14 protein-coding genes and 1 pseudogene are annotated in these 16,848 nt (G+C 74.5%); 10 read left to right on the top strand and 5 right to left on the bottom strand.

Annotated elements, in window-relative coordinates; all coding sequences use genetic code 11:
* Nucleotides 1-1,318: 1,318 nt before the first annotated feature.
* Genes BLR33_RS22485 through BLR33_RS22475 form a run of 3 tightly spaced genes read left to right on the top strand, consistent with a single transcriptional unit; the run spans nt 1,319 to nt 5,042 of the window.
* On the top strand, nt 1,319-2,248 hold the full coding sequence (locus BLR33_RS22485; protein WP_093786515.1) for an ABC transporter ATP-binding protein: 930 nt from the start codon (nt 1,319-1,321) through the stop codon (nt 2,246-2,248).
* Nucleotides 2,248-3,105, top strand: a complete 858-nt coding sequence (locus BLR33_RS22480; RefSeq protein ID WP_093786372.1) for an ABC transporter permease — start codon at nt 2,248-2,250, stop codon at nt 3,103-3,105. Before BLR33_RS22485 ends, BLR33_RS22480 begins: the two co-directional genes overlap by 1 nt.
* Nucleotides 3,102-5,042, top strand: a complete 1,941-nt coding sequence (locus BLR33_RS22475; protein WP_093786371.1) for a TOMM precursor leader peptide-binding protein — start codon at nt 3,102-3,104, stop codon at nt 5,040-5,042. The genes BLR33_RS22480 and BLR33_RS22475 overlap by 4 nt, the downstream gene beginning before the upstream one ends.
* Before the next feature lie 62 nt (nt 5,043-5,104).
* On the opposite strand, the gene BLR33_RS22470 is transcribed toward BLR33_RS22475, so the two are convergent.
* A complete protein-coding gene (locus tag BLR33_RS22470) occupies nt 5,105-5,293 on the bottom strand; it encodes a thiazolylpeptide-type bacteriocin (RefSeq protein ID WP_037909628.1) in 189 nt (62 codons plus the stop codon).
* Between the two features lie 257 nt (nt 5,294-5,550).
* Between BLR33_RS22470 and BLR33_RS22465 the strand changes: the two genes are divergently transcribed.
* The 7 genes from BLR33_RS22465 (at nt 5,551) to BLR33_RS22435 (ending at nt 11,324) form a co-directional block, all read left to right on the top strand.
* On the top strand, nt 5,551-6,786 hold the full coding sequence (locus BLR33_RS22465; protein WP_245771588.1) for an amidohydrolase: 1,236 nt from the start codon (nt 5,551-5,553) through the stop codon (nt 6,784-6,786).
* Between the two features lie 470 nt (nt 6,787-7,256).
* Nucleotides 7,257-7,511, top strand: coding sequence for a hypothetical protein (locus tag BLR33_RS22460; RefSeq protein ID WP_093786369.1), 255 nt, complete (start codon nt 7,257-7,259; stop codon nt 7,509-7,511).
* Entirely contained in the window at nt 7,508-7,879 is a 372-nt protein-coding gene (locus tag BLR33_RS22455) for a helix-turn-helix domain-containing protein (RefSeq protein ID WP_093786368.1), read from the top strand. The genes BLR33_RS22460 and BLR33_RS22455 overlap by 4 nt, the downstream gene beginning before the upstream one ends.
* 81 nt (nt 7,880-7,960) lie before the next feature.
* The gene (uraD, locus tag BLR33_RS22450; protein ID WP_093786367.1) at nt 7,961-8,461 is read left to right on the top strand and encodes a 2-oxo-4-hydroxy-4-carboxy-5-ureidoimidazoline decarboxylase; all 501 of its coding nucleotides are present in this window, start codon (nt 7,961-7,963) and stop codon (nt 8,459-8,461) included.
* Entirely contained in the window at nt 8,458-8,922 is a 465-nt protein-coding gene (locus BLR33_RS22445; protein ID WP_093786366.1) for a hydroxyisourate hydrolase, read from the top strand. Before uraD ends, BLR33_RS22445 begins: the two co-directional genes overlap by 4 nt.
* Before the next feature lie 5 nt (nt 8,923-8,927).
* A complete protein-coding gene (pucL, locus tag BLR33_RS22440) occupies nt 8,928-9,851 on the top strand; it encodes a factor-independent urate hydroxylase (protein ID WP_093786365.1) in 924 nt (307 codons plus the stop codon).
* Between the two features lie 12 nt (nt 9,852-9,863).
* Nucleotides 9,864-11,324 carry an 8-oxoguanine deaminase gene (locus tag BLR33_RS22435; RefSeq protein WP_245771587.1) on the top strand — a complete coding sequence of 487 codons (1,461 nt, stop codon included), beginning with the start codon at nt 9,864-9,866 and terminating at the stop codon, nt 11,322-11,324.
* Between the two features lie 99 nt (nt 11,325-11,423).
* Here the strand turns inward: BLR33_RS22435 and BLR33_RS22430 are convergent, their stop codons facing one another.
* From BLR33_RS22430 to BLR33_RS22415, 4 genes and pseudogenes are all read right to left on the bottom strand, one after another.
* Nucleotides 11,424-13,646: a hypothetical protein gene (locus tag BLR33_RS22430; protein WP_143031735.1), complete on the bottom strand. Its 2,223-nt coding sequence runs from the start codon at nt 13,644-13,646 to the stop codon at nt 11,424-11,426.
* Nucleotides 13,647-13,748: 102 nt separating this feature from the next.
* The gene (locus BLR33_RS22425) at nt 13,749-14,135 is read right to left on the bottom strand and encodes a VOC family protein (protein WP_218136679.1); all 387 of its coding nucleotides are present in this window, start codon (nt 14,133-14,135) and stop codon (nt 13,749-13,751) included.
* A 149-nt stretch (nt 14,136-14,284) separates the two neighbouring features.
* A complete protein-coding gene (gene aceB, locus BLR33_RS22420; protein ID WP_093786362.1) occupies nt 14,285-15,904 on the bottom strand; it encodes a malate synthase A in 1,620 nt (539 codons plus the stop codon).
* Nucleotides 15,905-16,178: 274 nt separating this feature from the next.
* Nucleotides 16,179-16,799: pseudogene (locus BLR33_RS22415) on the bottom strand (nucleotidyltransferase family protein); the annotation flags it as partial.
* Between the last annotated feature and the right edge of the window lie 49 nt (nt 16,800-16,848).

Here is a 16,848-nt window from a genome sequence, read left to right as displayed (position 1 = left end):
CTCCGGGGCGCGGATGGAGATCGGCGTCAAGGAGCACTTCGTCGTCGTCCGCCTCGACGGCACCCGCACCCTCGCCGAGATCGGCGCCGAGTACGCGGCCGCCTTCGGCACGCGCCTGGGCCCCGCGCAGTGGCAGCAACTCCTGCGGCTCCTCGGCGGGCGGCAGTTGCTCGCCGTCCCGGGCCGGGCGCCCTCGTCCCCGGTGGGGCCCGCGCGGCAACAGGCGGGCGACCGGCGGCAGTCGGCGGCGGAGCGCGGCGCGGGCGGCAACGGGCGTACCGGCAGGGGCTCGTGGCTGTCGGGCCGCACCCGGATGGTCGCCGACGCGCCCGCGCTCATGGACCGGCTGCACGACGCCACCGCCTTCGCCCGCCGCCCCGCCGTCCTCGCCCCCCTGCTCGCCCTGTGCGCCGCCCTGCTCGTCGGCGAGGCGCTGGACTTCGGTGAACTCGCCAACGCCACCGGCAGGTTGTTCGAGCAGCCGGTGGCCCTTGTCGCGGTCGGCTGCGTGCTGTGGCTGAGCCTCGCGTTGCACGAGCTGGCCCATGGCGTGGTCGCCCGCGCCTACGGCCTGCACGTCGCCGAGATCGCCCTGCGCCGCTACGCCGGCTTCATGACCTACCTGTTCTGCGAGGTCGAGGACGTGCAGTTCCTCGGCCGGCGCGGCCCCCAGGTCGCCGTCGCCCTGGCCGGCGTGGTCGCCAACCTCGCCTTCCTGCTGCCCTTCTGGCTCGTGTGGGCGCTGCTGCCCGGCGGCGCCCAGGCCGTCCCCTTCTTCGGCGGCCTGCTCCTGCTGGGCACCGCCACCGGCCTGGCCAACCTGCTGCCGCTGCCCCCGCTCGACGGCTACAAAGCCCTCGGCTACGCGCTGGGAACGCTCCGGCTCGCCACCGAGAGCCGGGTCTTCGCCCGCCTCGCCCTGGCCGCCGCGGCCCGCCGGCCCGAGGCCGCGCGGAAGGCGGCCGCCTACCCGCGCCGACTGCGCCGCGTCCTTGCCGCCTACGCCCTGCTGTGCGCGCTGCTCGCCGCGGTCGCCCTCGCGGGCCTGTGCCTGCTCAGCCGCGCCGCCCTCCCCGACGGCGCCGCCGGCTGGAGCCCCTGCCTGCCGCTCGCGGTGCTCGCCGCCGCCCTGCCGCTGCGCACCCTCGGCTTGCGCGCCGCCGCCCGCCGCGCCACCCGCACCCCGGCGGCAGCCGGACCGCAGGCCACGGCCGCCACCGCGCGCACCGCCGGGGCCGCCGCCGTCCCCGTACCGCCCGCCGGGCCGGCCGCGGGCCCGCCCGCCGCACCGCCCCACGAGACCGCGCCGGAGGCGCTCATGGAACAGGCCGCGCCCCGGCCGCAGGAGACGGCCGTCGTCGTGGAGGGGGTCCGCAAGCGCTACGGGGAGGTGCGGGCGCTCGACGGCGTGTCCTTCGAGGTCGGCCGCGGCGAGTTCTTCGGCGTCCTCGGGCCCAACGGCGCCGGCAAGACCACCCTGGTGGAGATCGTCGAGGGCATGCGGCAGGCCGACGAGGGCAGCGTGCGCGTCCTCGGCGAGAACCCCTGGCCGCGCAACCTCACGCTGCTGCGCCGCATCGGCGTCCAGACCCAGACCTCCGCGTTCTTCACCCGCCTGACCGCCGCCGAGCACCTGGAGACCGTGGCCGCGCTCCAGGGTCTCGACCGCTCGGCGGCCTCCCGGGCCATCGAGGCCGTGGGCCTGACGGACAAGGCCCGCAGCCGGGTGGACGACCTGTCCGGCGGCCAGCGGCAGCGGCTCGCCCTGGCCACCGCCCTCGTCCACGACCCCGAGCTGATCTTCCTCGACGAGCCCACCGCCGCGCTCGACCCCGAAGCCCGCCGCTCGCTGTGGGGCCTGCTGCGCGAACTGCGCGGCCAGGGCCGCACGATCGTCTACACCACGCACTACCTGGACGAGGCCGAGGCGCTGTGCGACCGGGTGGCGATCATCGCCGGCGGCCGCCTCGCCGCCCTGGACACCCCCGGCGCCCTCATCCGCTCGATGGCCGCCCCCGCCCGACTGCTCGTGCCCGCCGACCGCATCACCCCCGACCGGGCGCGCGGCATCGAGGGCGTCGAGCGGGTGCTGGTCGAGGGCGGCGAGGTGGTGATCGAGACCCGCGCGGCCAACCGGGTGCTCATCGCCCTGAGTTCGCTCGTCGACCTGGACGCGATCCAGACCAGGACCGCCACCCTCGAGGACGCCTACCTGCGGCTGACCGCGGCCGGATCGGAGCACGGCTGATGACCACCCTGCCCAGCTCGCCCACCCCCTCCTCGCCGCCCGCGGCCGCGAAGGGACCCCGGCAGCCCGGCGCCGGACAGCCGGAGAGCACTCCCGCCAAGCGGCCCTCCGCCTACGCGGCCCTGACCCGGGCCGCCTTCCTCGCCTCCGTGCGCGACCGCACCACGGTCTTCTTCACCTTCGCCTTCCCGCTGGTCTTCCTGCTCGTATTCGGCCTGCTCTTCCGCGGCCAGAAGGTCAACGGCGGCCTGCCGTACATCAACTACGTGGCACCCGGCGTCCTTTCGTGGGGCGTGGGCAACGCGGCGCTGTTCGGCCCGGCGTTCGCGCTCATGCACTGGCGGCGCGACGACATCCTGCGGCTGGTGTGGCGCACCCCCACCCCGCTGCCCACCGTGCTCGTCTCGCGCCTGGCCGTCGCGGTCGGCGTCGGGCTCTGCCAGGCGGTGCTCTTCACGGCGGTCGCCGTGCTGCCCGTCTTCGGCCTGCACCTGCCCGCGGACTGGCCGCTGTCGCTGCCGCTGCTCGTCCTCGGCGTGGTGGCCTTCATGGCGCTCGGCCTGGTCGTGGGCAGCCTCGCCGACACCCCGGAGGCGGTGGCCGCCATCGCCAACTTCGTGATGGTGCCGATGGCGTTCCTGTCCGGCGCGTTCTACCCCGCCGACCTGCTGCCCGGCTGGATCAGGGCCGCCTCCTGGGTGCTGCCGCTGCGCTTCCTCGACCACGGCCTGACCAACGTGCTCGCCGGCCGCTCCGGTCTCGGCCCGCTCGCCCTGGACGCCGCGGGACTGATCGGCTTCACCGCCCTGTTCGGGCTGATCGCGGCCCGCGTCTTCCGCTGGAGCAACCGGACATGACCCTGCAGATCGCCTCCCGCCCCGCCGCCGGCCCGGCGGAGACGCCGCCCACCGGGATCGAGGCCGCCGGCCTCGACCTGGAGCGCCGCCTTTCCGCCCGGGCTGCCGCCGCCGCTCTGCCCGCCCCCGCGGTCGCCGTCCTCGGCGCCCGCGACCTGCTCGGCGCCGCTCCCACGCCCCGCCGTGCGGGAGCCGCGGTCCACCTCGCGCCCGACGCGGTCCTCGTCGGGCCCTGGGGCGGCGCCGACCCGCTGCCCTGCGGCAGGTGCCTGGCGATCCGCTGGCAGCGGCTGCGCACCCGCACCGAACGCGAGGCGCTGGAGACGGGGGAGACCGTCACCCCCGTGGGCGTCTGGCCGGTGCTGCCCGACCACGTCGTGGACGCCGTACTCGCCCTCCACAGCTGGGCGTTCGGCCGGGCCCACCCCCAACGGCCCGACCGGCTCGCCCGGGTGACCCGCTACGACCTGGAGACCGGCCGCACCCGCACCTTCCCGCTGCTGCCCGAGCCAATGTGCCCGCACCACGACGAACCCGCGTCCGAGGCACCGCGGTTCGCGCTCACCGAGCGGCCCCGGCCCGCCCCCGACCGCTACCGGCTGCGCCGCCCCGACGGCTACGGCCTGCCCACCGACGCCCTCGCCAACCCCGTCTGCGGTGTCCTCGGCGCCGGCACCTGGCTCGACGTCACCTCGCCCACCACCGCGCCGGTGGCCGGCACCGTCTTCATGCGCGGCTACGCCGGGCTGACCGACGTCACCTGGAGCGGTCAGGCCAACTCCTATGCCGCCAGCCGCGATTTGGCCTTCCTCGAAGGGCTGGAGCGCTACGCCGGCACCCACCGCCGGCACCGCGGCGATCTGCGCACCGCGTCCTACGAGGAGCTGACCGCGCGCGGCGAAGCGGCCCTGGACCCGCGCGCCTGCGGCCTGTACGCCGAGCAGACCTACCGCGACGACCCGATGGTCACCCCGTTCGACCCCGCTCGCCCCATCCCCTGGGTCCGCGGGCACTCGCTGCGCGACGACCGCCCCGTCCTCGTCCCCGCCCGCCTCGCCTACTACAGCGCGGGCACCCCGGCCGACGACTTCGTCTTCGAGTGCTCCAACGGCTGCGCGATCGGCAGCTGCCCGGAGGAGGCGATCCTCTTCGGCCTGCTCGAACTCGTCGAGCGCGACGCCTTCCTGCTCGGCTGGTACGGCAACGCGCCCCTGCCCGCGATCGACCTGGCGTCCTGCCGCAGCCCCGAACTGCGCGCCATGGCCGACCGGGCCGCCCTGTGCGGCTACGACGTCCACGTCTTCGACAACCGGGTGGACCTGCCGGTGCCGGTCGCCACCGGCCTCGCGGTGCGGCGCGACGGCGGCCCCGGCACCTTCGCCTTCGCCGCCGGCGCCGCCCTGGACCCGCTGACAGCGGTGGAGTCCGCGGTCTCCGAGATCCTCACCTACCTGCCGCACCTGCCTCGCCAGGTCGCCGAGCGCCCCGGCGAACTCGCCGCCATGGCCGAGGACTTCGCGCTGGTGCGCCGACTGCCCGACCACGCCGCGCTGTTCGGGCTGCCGCGGATGCGCGAGCACCTCGGCAGCTACCTGGAGCCGCCCGCCACACGGACGTTCGCGCAGACCTACGCGGACTGGGAGGCGCGGCGGCCGCGCGGCCTCGACCTGCGCGCGGACGTCGCCTGGCTTACCGGGGAGCTGGCCGCGGCCGGGCACGACGTGATCGTGGTCGACCAGACCACCCCGGAGCAGCGGCGGTTCGGCCTGCACACGGTCTGCACGATTGTGCCCGGGCTGCTGCCGATCGACTTCGGGTGGGCGCGGCAGCGGGCCCTGACGATGCCGCGGCTGCTGACCGCGCAGCGTCGCGGCGGGCTGCGCGGGCGGGACCTGGACCCGGCCGAGGTGCGGCGCGTGCCGCACCCGTTCCCGTGAGCGGCAAGGGGCCCGCGGCCGGCCGGCCGCGGGCCCCTCGGGCCTGCCTGGCGAAGGCGGGATCAGGCGGTGCAGCTGGTGGTGCTGGTGGTGCTCGAGCAGGTGCTGGTGCTGGAGCAGCTGGTCGACGAGCCGAGCATGACCTCGCTCGCGTCGGAGTAGTCGGTGATCTCGAACGTCTCGGACTCCAGCTCCAGGATCTCCTGGGCGAGGGAGGCGAGCGGGGCGTCCAGCTTGGAGATGTCAGCCATGATGACTCCTTCTCGGCGGGGTTCCCGGCCCTGTGCGGGCCGCGCCACCCTTTCTACGCGCGTCCACTGGCACAATTGGCTGCCGCCTGCTGTCATGTCGCTTTCACGGTGGCCGCGCGACGTGCTGTCGCCCCACTTGCGCTTCACATGGGACGGCCCCCAGCGCCCCCGGGCTGCCCGGCGTCCGGTCGCGCGCAGCCGCGCCCTCCGTGCCCGGACCGGTCCTCACACCGTTGCGCGGGGAACGAGGTGACGGCGTGAAGGAAGTCGTCGCGTTCTATCTGGCGGTGCATCGGGAGCCCGAGGTGGCAGGGGAGGAGGTGCGGACGGCCGGGCGGTTCGCGGAGTGGCTGCGGGGGGCCGGGTACGAGGTGGCGGGCGGGGTCGGCGGGCACGGGGTCGTCGGGGTGCTGCGCAACGGGACGGGGCCCACCGTCTGGGTGCGGGCCGAGCTGGACGCGCTGCCCGTAGCGGAGGAGACGGGTCTGGCCTACGCGAGTGCGGTGCCTGGTGTCATGCACGCCTGCGGGCACGACGCCCACCTCGCGTGCGCGGCGGGCGCCGCCGCGGAGCTGGCCCGGCGCGCCGCCGACTGGCGCGGCACCCTCGTCGTCGTGGGCCAGCCCGCCGAGGAGACGCTGACCGGCGCGGCCGCGATGCTCGCCGACGGCCTGTACGAGCGGTTCCCCGCCCCCGACGTGGTGCTCGCCCAGCACACGGCCCCGCTGCCCGCCGGGATGGTCGCGCACGCCGAGGGGCAGCTGCTGGCGGCGAGCGCCACCGTGGAGATCGTGCTGCACGGGCGCGGCGGCCACGCCTCGGCGCCGCACCTCGCTGTGGACCCCGTGGTGACCGCGGCGGCGCTGGTGCTGCGGCTCCAGACGGTCGTCTCCCGCGAGACGGGGCCCGGCGAGCCTCTCGTCCTCACCGTCGGCGCCCTGCACGCGGGCGGCGCGGGCAACGTCATCCCGGACACGGCCGTCATGGAGGTCACCCTGCGCGCCTTCGCCCCGGCCACCCTGGACCGCGCCCTGGCCGCCGTGGCCCGCATCGCCCGCGCCGAGGCCGCGGCGTCGGGGGCCGAACGGGAGCCGGAGATCCGCGAGGTGTCCCGTTCGCAGGCCACAGTGAACGATCCCGCGGCCGCGGCCGCCGTCCGTGCCGCCCACGAACGCGCCTTCGGGCCAGACCGGGTGACGCGCTGGCAGCCCTCCCTGTCCACCGAGGACTTCCCCCTGCTCGGCCCGGCAGGCGAGCACCTCCACGGCGTCCCCGGTGTCCGCGGCGCCTACTGGATGCTGGGCTCGGTGGGCCCCCGTGAGTGGGCCGCCGCGGGCAGTACGGCCGCCGAACGCCTCTCCGCCCTCCCGCCCAACCACTCCCCCCGCTTCCACCCCCACGTCCCCCTGACCCTGTCCACGGGCATCACCGCGATGGTTACCGCCGCGACCACCCATCTCGCACCCCCGCCGACCGGCACCGCCGGCCCGTGAGGGGAAGGCGGGCCCGCTGCCCCCATCCCGCGCAGGGCGAAGCCGCGCACAGCCCCGAACCGAGGAGGCCGAGCCGACGGACGTCGAGCCGGCGTCGTCGTTGCCGCAGGCAGAGCGGAGTGCCGGACCCCAGCCGGCCGGGGTGCCGGCCTGCTCCCGGCACCTGCGTCGTGCTGCCTCTGGTGTGCCGCGCGGCCCGCGTCCTCGGCCACCGACCGGGGTGCCGTGCCCGCGGTCGTTCGGCGGCGGCCTCGGGCCGGTCGGCTCGCGCAGCGCCGTGGTCACGCCTCCGGCCTCTGCGGGCAGCTCGACTCCTGCCGCCGGGCCCGGCGGAGGCGGGGAGCGGGGGAGCGGGCGAGGCCGCGGGCGGGCGGGATCGGAGGGGGAGACGTTAGGGTCGGCTCGGAAGCCGGGATGTCGCCCTCCGCGGTGGAGGGGCGTCGGCGCGCGCACCGCCGTGGGGGTTTGCCGTGAGGATGAGGCTGGAGTTCACCACCGAGCCGTTCGACCTGGAGGAGCCGCCCGCGCACGCGCTGGTGGCGCGCGAGGTCGTGCAGGGCGGACGGCTGGAGGCCGTGGACGTCGGGCCGTTCGGGAACACCGCGGAGGGCAGCCAGGAGGCGGTGGTCGAGGCGGTCGGCGAGCTGCTGCGGCGCAGCGTTGCCGCCGGTGCCACCCGGATCTCGCTGCAGGTCAGCGTGCTGGACGCCGGGGAGGAGCGATGAGCCCGCAGCATCCGCTGGCCGCCGCCGTGCAGCCCCTGGTCGATGCCATCGGGGGACAGGCGCTGGCCCCGGAACGGGCGACCGGCGACGACGTGGTGCTGAGCTGGGAGGGCCGCCCGGTGGTCGCGGTGCGGCTGCCGCACCTGGCCGACTCCCTCGACCACCTGCTCGCCGACATGGAACGCCGGCACGGCCCGCTGGCCGACCTCGGCCGCAAGGAGAAGCAGAACGTCGTCCGCGTCCTGGAGGAGCGCGGCGCCTTCGCCCTGCGGCACGGCGTGGAGACCGTGGCCTCCGCCCTCGGCGTCAGCCGCTTCACCGTCTACAACTACCTGAACAGGGAGAACGCCGAACGCGACGCCACCTGAGGCAGGGCGGCGGGCGACGCCGTAACAGGAAGTTTTCAACAAACTGTTGACGTTGTTCGGGGCTGCTCGTAGCTTGCGAGGGTGACTTCCAGCGCTTCGCCGGGCCTCGCCCGGCTCAATGAGGCCGCCGACCCCGCCGCGCTCCTGCGCGAGGTGTGCGCCAGCAGCACCTGGTGCGCCGCGGTGGCCGCCGGGCGGCCGTACGAGGGCGTCGAGCAGCTGCTCGCGGCGAGCGATGCGGCCATGGCGGCGCTGGACCCGGCCGACCTCGACGAGGCGATGGCCGCGCACCCGCCGATCGGCCGCCCCACCCCGGGCGACGCGGTCTCGGCGCGCGAGCAGAGCGGCGTGGGCGACGCCGAGCGCGAGGAGCTGCTGCGGCTCAACCTCGCGTATCAGGAGGCGCACGGCCATGTCTTCCTGATCTGTGCCACCGGCCGCACCGGCGCGCAGATGCTGGCCGCGCTGAAGGAGCGGATCGGCAACGACGCGCCGACCGAACGCGAGATCGTCCGGGACGAACTGGGCAGGATCAACCGGGTCCGGCTCACCCGGCTCGCCGAGAGGACCGAAGCGCCATGACGGCCGCCCACCCCCCGACCTCGGTGTCCACGCACATCCTGGACACCAGTGCCGGCCGCCCGGCCCGCGGCGTCGCCGTGGAGCTGTCGGTACGGCCCGGTCCGCAGGACCCCTGGACCGTGCACGCCGGCTCGGCCACCGACGCCGACGGCCGCTGCCGGGACCTGCCGCCGCTGCCGCGGGGCACCACCCACGCACGGCTGCGCTTCGCCGTGGAGCCGTACTTCGCCGACCCGGCGCGTACATCACCGAGCAACCCACCCAGCAACCCAACGAGCGACACAGCCCGTCAACAAGCCGAGGCCCAGCAGGACGCCCCCCGCGCGGACCCCCAGGGTCCAAGGGACAGCGGCGCGTTCTTCCCGGAGGTGGCGGTCGTCTTCGCCGTCGCGCCGGGCGAGCACTACCACGTGCCGCTGCTGCTCAACCCGTTCGGCTACTCCGTATACCGAGGGAGCTAGCACCGATGACCGCTTCAGCCCGGCCCCCGCGCCCCACCCTGCTAGGGCAGAACCAGTACGGCAAGGCGGAGACCCGGGTGGTGCGGGTCGTCCGCGACGGCGACACCCACCACATCAGGGACCTCAACGTCTCCGTGGCCCTGTCCGGCGCGATGGACGAGGTCCACCTGTCGGGCTCCAACGCCAACGTGCTGACCACCGACACCACCAAGAACACCGTGTACGCCTTCGCCCAGAAGTACGGCGTCACCGCCCCGGAGGCGTTCGCCGCCCGGCTCGCCCGGCACTTCGTCAGCAGCCAGGACGCCATCGGGCGGGCCCGTATCCGCGTCGAGGAGTACGCCTGGGACCGCATCGAGGGCACGGACGGCGCCCCCGTCACCGGCCACTCCTTCGTCCGCGGCGGTCGCGAGACCCGTACCGCCGAGGTCGTCCACGACGGCTCCTCCTGGCAGGTGCTGGCCGGACTCAAGGACCTGGTGGTGCTCAACTCCACCGACTCGGAGTTCTGGGGCTTCGCCAAGGACCCCTACACCACGCTCAAGGAGACCACCGACCGCATCCTGGCCACCGAGGTCCACGCGCGCTGGCGGTTCGCCGACGGGCTGCCCGTCGAGGGCGAGGGCGCGCCGGAGTGGGACGCGGTCTACGCGGAGGTGCGCGGCCACCTGCTGGCCGCCTTCGCCGGCACCTACTCGCTCTCGCTCCAGCAGACCCTGTTCGCCATGGGCTCTCGGGTGATCGAGCAGGTGCCCGGCATCGACGAGGTGCGCCTGTCGCTGCCGAACAAGCACCACTTCCTGGTCGACCTCGAACCCTTCGGCCTGAAGAACGACAACGAGGTGTACTTCGCCGCCGACCGCCCCTACGGCCTGATCGAGGGCACGGTGCTGCGCGAGGGCGCCACAGCCGCGATCCCGACGGACTGAGGGGGAGCCCCGGTGGACGAGCAGATGGACGAGCAAGCCAACGAGCAAGCGAACGAGCAGGCCGGCGAGCACGTGGGCGGGCATCGGGAACCGGCCGGTGGGGCGGTTCCGAGGACCGTCATCGAGAACTGCGCGGTGGCCGTGGTGGACGCGGTCGGCACCGAGTACGCGCGCGGGCACATCGTGGTGGCCGGGCAGGTGATCGAGTCGGTCGGGCCGGGCCCCGCGCCCAAGGACCTGGAGCACGTCGTCCGCCGCGTCGACGGCACCGGGCACCTGGCCACCCCCGGCCTGGTCAACACCCACCACCACTTCTACCAGTGGCTCACCCGCGGCCTGGCGCAGGACAGCAACCTCTTCGACTGGCTGGTCGAGCTCTACCCGACCTGGGCCCGCATCGACGAGCCGATGGTCCACGCGGCCGCCTCCGGGTCGCTGGCGGTGATGGCCCGCGGCGGGGTGACCACCGCGATGGACCACCACTACGTCTTCCCGCGCGGCGCAGGCGACCTGCTCGGCGCCGAGATCCGGGCCGCCGCCGAACTCGGCGTGCGCTTCACCGCCGCCCGCGGCTCGATGGACCGCGGCGCCTCGGACGGCGGCCTGCCACCGGACTTCGCGGTGGAGAGCACCGAGGAGGCGCTGCGGGCCACCGAGGAGGCCGTGGACACCCACCACGACCCCTCCTTCGGCTCGATGCTGCAGATCGCGGTCGCGCCCTGCTCGCCGTTCTCGGTCTCCACCGAACTGATGCGGGAGGCCGCGGAGTTGGCCCGCCGCAAGGGGGTGCGGCTGCACACTCACGGCAGCGAGACGGTGGAGGAGGAGAAGTTCTGCCACGAGCTGTTCGGCATGGGCCCCACCGACTACTTCGAGTCCACCGGCTGGCTCGGCGCGGACGTGTGGATGGCGCACTGCGTGCACATGAACGACGCCGACATCGCCGCCTTCGCCCGCACCGGCACCGGCGTGGCGCACTGCCCGTCCTCCAACGCCCGCCTGGCGGCGGGGATCGCGCGGGTGCCGGACATGCTGGCCGCGGGCGTGCCGGTCGGCCTCGGCGTGGACGGCACCGCCTCCAATGAGTCCGGCGAACTGCACACCGAGCTGCGCAACGCGCTGCTCATCAACCGGCTGCGCGGCGGTGAGAAGGCGATGGACGCCCGTACGGCGCTGCGGCTGGGCACCTACGGTGGCGCCCAAGTGCTCGGCCGCGCGGCCGAGGTCGGCTCCCTGGAGCCGGGCAAGCTCGCCGACCTGGTGCTGTGGAAGCTCGACGGCCTCGCCCACGCCTCCATCGCCGACCCTGTCGCCGCGCTGGTGTTCGGTGCGGCGGCCCCGGTGACGCTGTCGCTGGTGGGCGGCCGGCCCGTGGTGGAGAACGGCCGGCTGGTCCACGCCGACGAGGACGCCATCGCCCGCCGGACCCGCGAACAGGCCCGCAGGCTTGCCCGGATCGCAGGGCTGGCCTGAGCGGTGCGGAGGGCCTGAACGGCGCCTGAACGGCGCCCACATGTCCGCCGGCCGGGGAGGGACGGCCCCCGGCCGGCACCACCTCCGCCCCCGGCACGGTCACTCGCCGTGAACGCCCCCCACGTCCTCGCCACCATGTTCGCCGCCTTCCCTGCCCGGCTCGATGAAGTGGGCACAACCCGAGCAGCGGGCGGTCCCGTTGTGGAGACCGCGGGTGTGGGCGGCCAGGTGGACGGCGGAGGCCACCGGGGATTCGCGATCGGCGCGGGCCTGCGCCGGGTCGGTGCCGGGCTCGATCCCGGCGGAGAGGAGCTCTTCCGTCAGTTGCTCGTCCGCGGCTTCCCGAAGCGCGCTCGGTACGGGCTCCACCACTCGCGAGGCGGCGGGCGGTTCCGCGGGCGAGGGCCGCTGCGGGACCCGGTCCGCCCAGAGCAGGAACACATTGCGCAGCCCGGACTCGGCCAGGCCGTCGAGGTATTCGCGGACGAGTCCGAAGACGACGCCATGGCCGAAGGTCAGGTTGCCGAGTGCGCCGGTCACGACCGCGGCCGCGTGTTCGGCGGCCTGTTCCGTCTCGTGCTCGCGTGCGTCCGCGTCCGCGGCCTCGGCCTGTTCCCGGCTGAGCCGGGCGGCGAGGTCGGCGGAGTCGGCGGCCGTCCCGTTCATTCCGGCCTCACGCACCGCTGCCGCGACGGGCGGCTCGGAGGCGCGCCGCGTGGCGTCGGCACCGATGCGGAAGGTGAACGGGAGCAGGGTCTGGGCCTGCAACTCCCCCATGCGATGGGCCAGATCGCGTGCGGCCGGGGTCGGTTCCCGCTCGTTGGACGAGTGTCCGGTGCTGTCGTGGACCTCCACCAGCATCTGCGTGAGGACGGGGAGCGCCTGCGGGGACCGGACGAGACCCAGACTTATCTCCTGGTAGAGGGCGGCTTCGCCGCGCGCGTCGAGTTCCTGCCGGAGTTCCGCGGTGTAGCGGGCGCGTATGTGCCGGCTGAGTACGGGTCCCAGCGCGGGCGGGCCGGCCAGGCCGAGGAACACCACCGTGAGCAGGACGATCTTCAGGACGGACAGCGAGCGACGCAGCACGTCGAGTGCGCCGGGCAGCCGTATACGGCCGAGTGCGCCGGTGAACCGCCTGAGTCGACGCGGTCCCAGCGCGGCGGTCAGGAACGCCGCCGCGAGCAGCATGTCGGCGCTCGCCCACGTCCACCACGGCAGATCGATCAGGCCGCCCAGGGATGCCGCGGCGCCGCGCAGGGCACTGACCTCGGCGACCGGCAGATCGAGCAGGTTGGCCAGCCACACCAGGAACAGGACGAGAACGCCGCCGAGCAGCAGCGCGAAGACGAGGTCCGCAGCCGAGGACACCAGAGAGCGGCTGTCCTCCTGCATCCGCCGCCACACCCGTACGACGAGCCAGACCATCGGCGCGAACAGCGGGACTTCCCATGGACCGCCCAGCAACTGGCCGTCGGACCACAGGAACACCACGTACCCCAACGGCACGATCGCCGCCGCGCCCGCGTAGCGCAGCAGGCGGCCGTGCCACGCCGCGAAACGCAGGACGAACAGGACGGTGACCGCCCCCATCACGACCGCGATCACCGCCTGGACCAGCAGCCGGACCAGCGTGCCGTCGACGCCACCGCTGTCCTCGACGCCGGCCACCGTCAGCAGCAGGAGGAAGCCCAGGATCACCGCGGGGCCGGCAGGGGTGGCCCGCATCGCCGCCGTCCACAGGAACGACACGACGAGAGCGGCGACCACCATGGTGCCGCCGGGCCGCTGGTGTCCGAAGAAGAGGAAACAGGCCACGCAGAGATACAGAATCAGCGCCACCGTCACGCGGCGCATGGCACGACCGCGGACGCCGGCCAGTGTCCACCCCAGCGAGAGCAGCCCCGAAGCGGTGCCGACCGCGCAAGCGGACACCGCTTTGACCACGACCAGGGCGGCGCCGCCGGCCGGTTCGCCCGACCATCCCAGAGCCACCGCGCACCCCACGGCAAGCAGCACCGCGGCGGCGGCCACCGCGGTACCCGCGATCCAGGCGACCCGCCGGTGCCCGACGGCGAACCGGCGCACGGCCCCGCCCACATACAGCAGCACGAAGGCCGCGGTGGCGGCGATCACTCCGCCGGCCGCGCCGAACAGCAGCACGAGGAAAACCTTGCCCACGGACAGCGGCCCGGCATCCTCCACCGGGAGCCGTAACGCCAGACTCGGCATCAGCCCGAGTCCCACCGCCCAGCCGACCAGCGCCACGGGCGCAAAGGGCTCCGAAAAATGCGCGGCGAGCCGTTGCCGCGTGCGGTACGGCATCTGCTCAGCCTACGCGTCGCCGGCCTTCGAGCGAGCAGGCCCGCACTGCTCACGCGCGCCCTCGCCCCGCACCGCGGACCGAAGACGTGCGCTCTCCGAAGCTCACATGTCTGCTTCGAGGGCGAAGGTGTTGCCGTCCGGGTCCCGGAACCACGCGATCCGTCCGCCGCCGGCCCGCGGCGTGATACCCCGCGCGTCGTGCTCGAACTGGTCGTAGCGCACGAACTCGACGCCGGCGGCTGTGAGTTCGTCGACGATCCGGTCGAGGTCGTCGACGTACCAGACGGCCAGAGTCGCCTCGGTCGTTCCGGCGGTCGTGGACTGGTAGACGTTCAGCGCGGGCCCTCCACCGGAGGCGTAGACACGACTCCCGCCGCTGATCCGGGCGCTTGGGCCGGTCTGGACGAGCGGCAGTCCGAGCTTGCCCTCGTAAAAGGCGACGGCCCGGTGGATGTCGGAGACGGCAATCGATGTTCTGAGCTCATGCATGCTCAAAGGCATGATCCACTGTCTCACAGGGGGCGCGGCGAAGTCGGCGACCCGGCCCGCGGCGGCGGTTCGTTCCCGTCGGGGTGTCGAACCGCCGGTTGCCGCGGGCCGGTTGGGCCTTCTCGAACTGCCGGTTGCCGGCGGCCGGTTCAGCCCTCCAGCTGTTCGTAGGCGGGCAGGGTGAGGAAGTCGACGTACGTGGTGTCCAGCGCGGTGCGGATCAGCAGGTCGTGCGCCTGCGTCCAGCGGCCCACCGCGAAGGCGTCCTCGCCCACCTCGTCGCGGATGGCGAGGAGTTCGTCGGCGGCGACCTGGCGGACCAGCTCGGCGGTGGCCTTCTCGCCGCCCTCGAAGACGACCCCGGCATTCACCCACTGCCAGATCTGCGAGCGGGAGATCTCCGCGGTGGCCGCGTCCTCCATCAGGTTGAAGATGGCGACCGCCCCCTGGCCGCGCAGCCACGCCTCGATGTAACGGATGCCGACCTGCACCGCGTTGCGCAGCCCCTCGTAGGTGGGGCGGGCGTCCAGCGAGGCGATGTCGAGGAGCTGGGCGGCGGTGACGTGGACGTCCTCGCGCAGCCGGTCCTTCTGGTGGGGGCGCTCGCCCAGCACGGCGTCGAAGGACGCCTGGGCGATGGGCACCAGATCGGGGTGGGCGACCCAGGAGCCGTCGAAGCCGTCGACGGCCTCACGGTCCTTGTCGGCCTTGACCTTCTCGAACGCCAGCTCGTTCACCTGCGGGTCGCGCCGTGAGGGGATGAAGGCCGCCATGCCGCCGATCGCGTGCGCGCCGCGCTTGTGGCAGGTGCGCACCAGCAGTTCGGTGTAGGCGCGCATGAAGGGGGCGGTCATCGTCACCGCGTTGCGGTCCGGCAGCACGAACCGCTCACCGGCGTCGCGGAAGTTCTTCACGATGGAGAACAGGTAGTCCCAGCGGCCCGCGTTGAGCCCGGAGGCGTGCTCGCGCAGCTCGTAGAGGATCTCCTCCATCTCGAAGGCGGCGGTGATCGTCTCGATCAGGACGGTGGCGCGGATGGTGCCGCGCGGGATGCCGATGTACTCCTGCGCGAAGACGAACACCTCGTTCCACAGCCGGGCTTCCAGGTGCGACTCGGTCTTCGGCAGGTAGAAGTAGGGGCCCTTGCCGAGGTCGAGCAGCCGCCGGGCGTTGTGGAAGAAGTACAGGCCGAAGTCGACCAGGGCGCCGGGCACCGGCTGGCCGTCCACCGTCAGGTGCCGCTCGTCCAGGTGCCAGCCGCGCGGGCGCACCACCGCGGTCGCCAGCTCCTGCGCCGGGCGCAGCGCGTAGGACTTGCCCTCGGGGGTGGTGAAGTCGATCCGCCGCTCGTAGGCGTCGATCAGGTTGATCTGGCCGCCGACGACGTTGGCCCAGGTGGGCGCGGAGGCGTCCTCGAAGTCGGCGAGCCAGATGCGGGCGCCGGAGTTGAGGGCGTTGACGGTCATCTTGCGGTCGGTGGGGCCGGTGATCTCCACCCGGCGGTCCTGGAGCGCCGGCGGCGCCTCGGCGACCCGCCAGTCGCCCTCGCGGACAGCCGCGGTGTCCGGGAGGAAGTCCAGGGTCGCGGTGCGGGCGATCTCGGCCCGGCGCTGCTTCCTGCGCTCCAGCAGTTCGGCGCGGCGGGGCGCGAAGCGGCGGTGCAGCTCGGCGAGGAACGCGAGCGCCTCGGGGGTGAGCACCTCCTCCGCGCGGGGAACGGGCCCGGCGGCCTCGGAGACGACGGCCGGGGACGGCGCGCTTGCGGACATACGGGTCACTCCTCCGTAGGGCACGGGTGGCACGAGTGGCACAGGGTGCCTGGGCGCGCCTGGGGCACGCTCGCTTCTGCAAGGTGGAGCATAGTTTTCGCAGTGCGGAAGTTCAACGTTTTGTGGCACGGCGTGCAGCGGAGTCGCCGTCCGGGGCCGTGCCGGGCCGGTCGTCGGGTCGGTCGTCGGGCCGGTCGTGTGGCCGGTTGTCGGGCCGGTCGTCCGGCCCCGCGGGCGGCGCCGTGTACGGTCCCGCGGCCGGACCGCCGGTCCCGTCCAGCAGGCGCAGGTCCGCCGGGGTGTCGATGTCGGACGGGTCGCCGATGTCGCCGCACTCCACCAGCACGGTCTGCTCGGTGTGTTCCCGCAGGTACGCCCGCGCGCCCATGTCGCCGCCCGCGCTACCGGCCACCCCCGCCCAGCGGGCCGCGCCGAAGAGCACCGGGTGGCCGCGCCGGCCGCCGTAGGCCGCCGACACCAGCGCCGAGAGCAGGTCGTCGCCGGACCGCGCGGCCCCGATCACCCGCGCCACCGCCGCCGGGGGCACGCCCGGCTGGTCGACCAGGCCGACCACCGCGGCCGCGGGCCCCGGCCCCTGCCCGGCGGCCGCCGCGAGCGAGGCGAGCCCGGCCCGCAGCGAGGTGCCCATGCCCTCGGCCCACTGCGGGTTGTCCACCAGGACGCAGCCCGGCAGCTCCGCCCGCGCCCGCACCTCGTCGGCAGCCGCGCCCAGCACCACGTGCACCACGCCGCAGCCGCCGGCCCGCAGCACCGCCGCCGCGTGCTCCACCAGCGGCCGCCCCCGGTACGCCAGCAGCGCCTTCGGCCGGCCGCCGAGCCGCTGTCCGCCACCGGCCGCCAGCAGCAGACCGGCCACCTCGCCGTTCGTCGTCATCCCCCCTGCATACCGCGCGTGTCACGGCAGTGGAACAGGACCGGTCCGG

Origin of the sequence: Actinacidiphila guanduensis (assembly GCF_900103985.1) — a bacterium.
Taxonomy (GTDB): Bacteria; Actinomycetota; Actinomycetes; order Streptomycetales; family Streptomycetaceae; genus Actinacidiphila; species Actinacidiphila guanduensis.
Note: the sequence above shows the minus strand (reverse complement) of the source record. Positions and strands in the feature narration are given on the sequence as shown.

Coding starts and splice junctions, on each gene's coding strand:
- BLR33_RS22485 (WP_093786515.1), top strand. CDS start 1,319: ATGGAACAGGCCGCGCCCCGGCCGCAGGAGACGGCCGTCGTCGTGGAG.
- BLR33_RS22455 (WP_093786368.1), top strand. CDS start 7,508: ATGAGCCCGCAGCATCCGCTGGCCGCCGCCGTGCAGCCCCTGGTCGAT.
- aceB (WP_093786362.1), bottom strand. CDS start 15,904: ATGTCCGCAAGCGCGCCGTCCCCGGCCGTCGTCTCCGAGGCCGCCGGG.
- BLR33_RS22470 (WP_037909628.1), bottom strand. CDS start 5,293: ATGGCTGACATCTCCAAGCTGGACGCCCCGCTCGCCTCCCTCGCCCAG.
- BLR33_RS22445 (WP_093786366.1), top strand. CDS start 8,458: ATGACGGCCGCCCACCCCCCGACCTCGGTGTCCACGCACATCCTGGAC.
- BLR33_RS22430 (WP_143031735.1), bottom strand. CDS start 13,646: ATGCCGTACCGCACGCGGCAACGGCTCGCCGCGCATTTTTCGGAGCCC.
- pucL (WP_093786365.1), top strand. CDS start 8,928: ATGACCGCTTCAGCCCGGCCCCCGCGCCCCACCCTGCTAGGGCAGAAC.
- BLR33_RS22475 (WP_093786371.1), top strand. CDS start 3,102: ATGACCCTGCAGATCGCCTCCCGCCCCGCCGCCGGCCCGGCGGAGACG.
- BLR33_RS22480 (WP_093786372.1), top strand. CDS start 2,248: ATGACCACCCTGCCCAGCTCGCCCACCCCCTCCTCGCCGCCCGCGGCC.
- BLR33_RS22425 (WP_218136679.1), bottom strand. CDS start 14,135: ATGCATGAGCTCAGAACATCGATTGCCGTCTCCGACATCCACCGGGCC.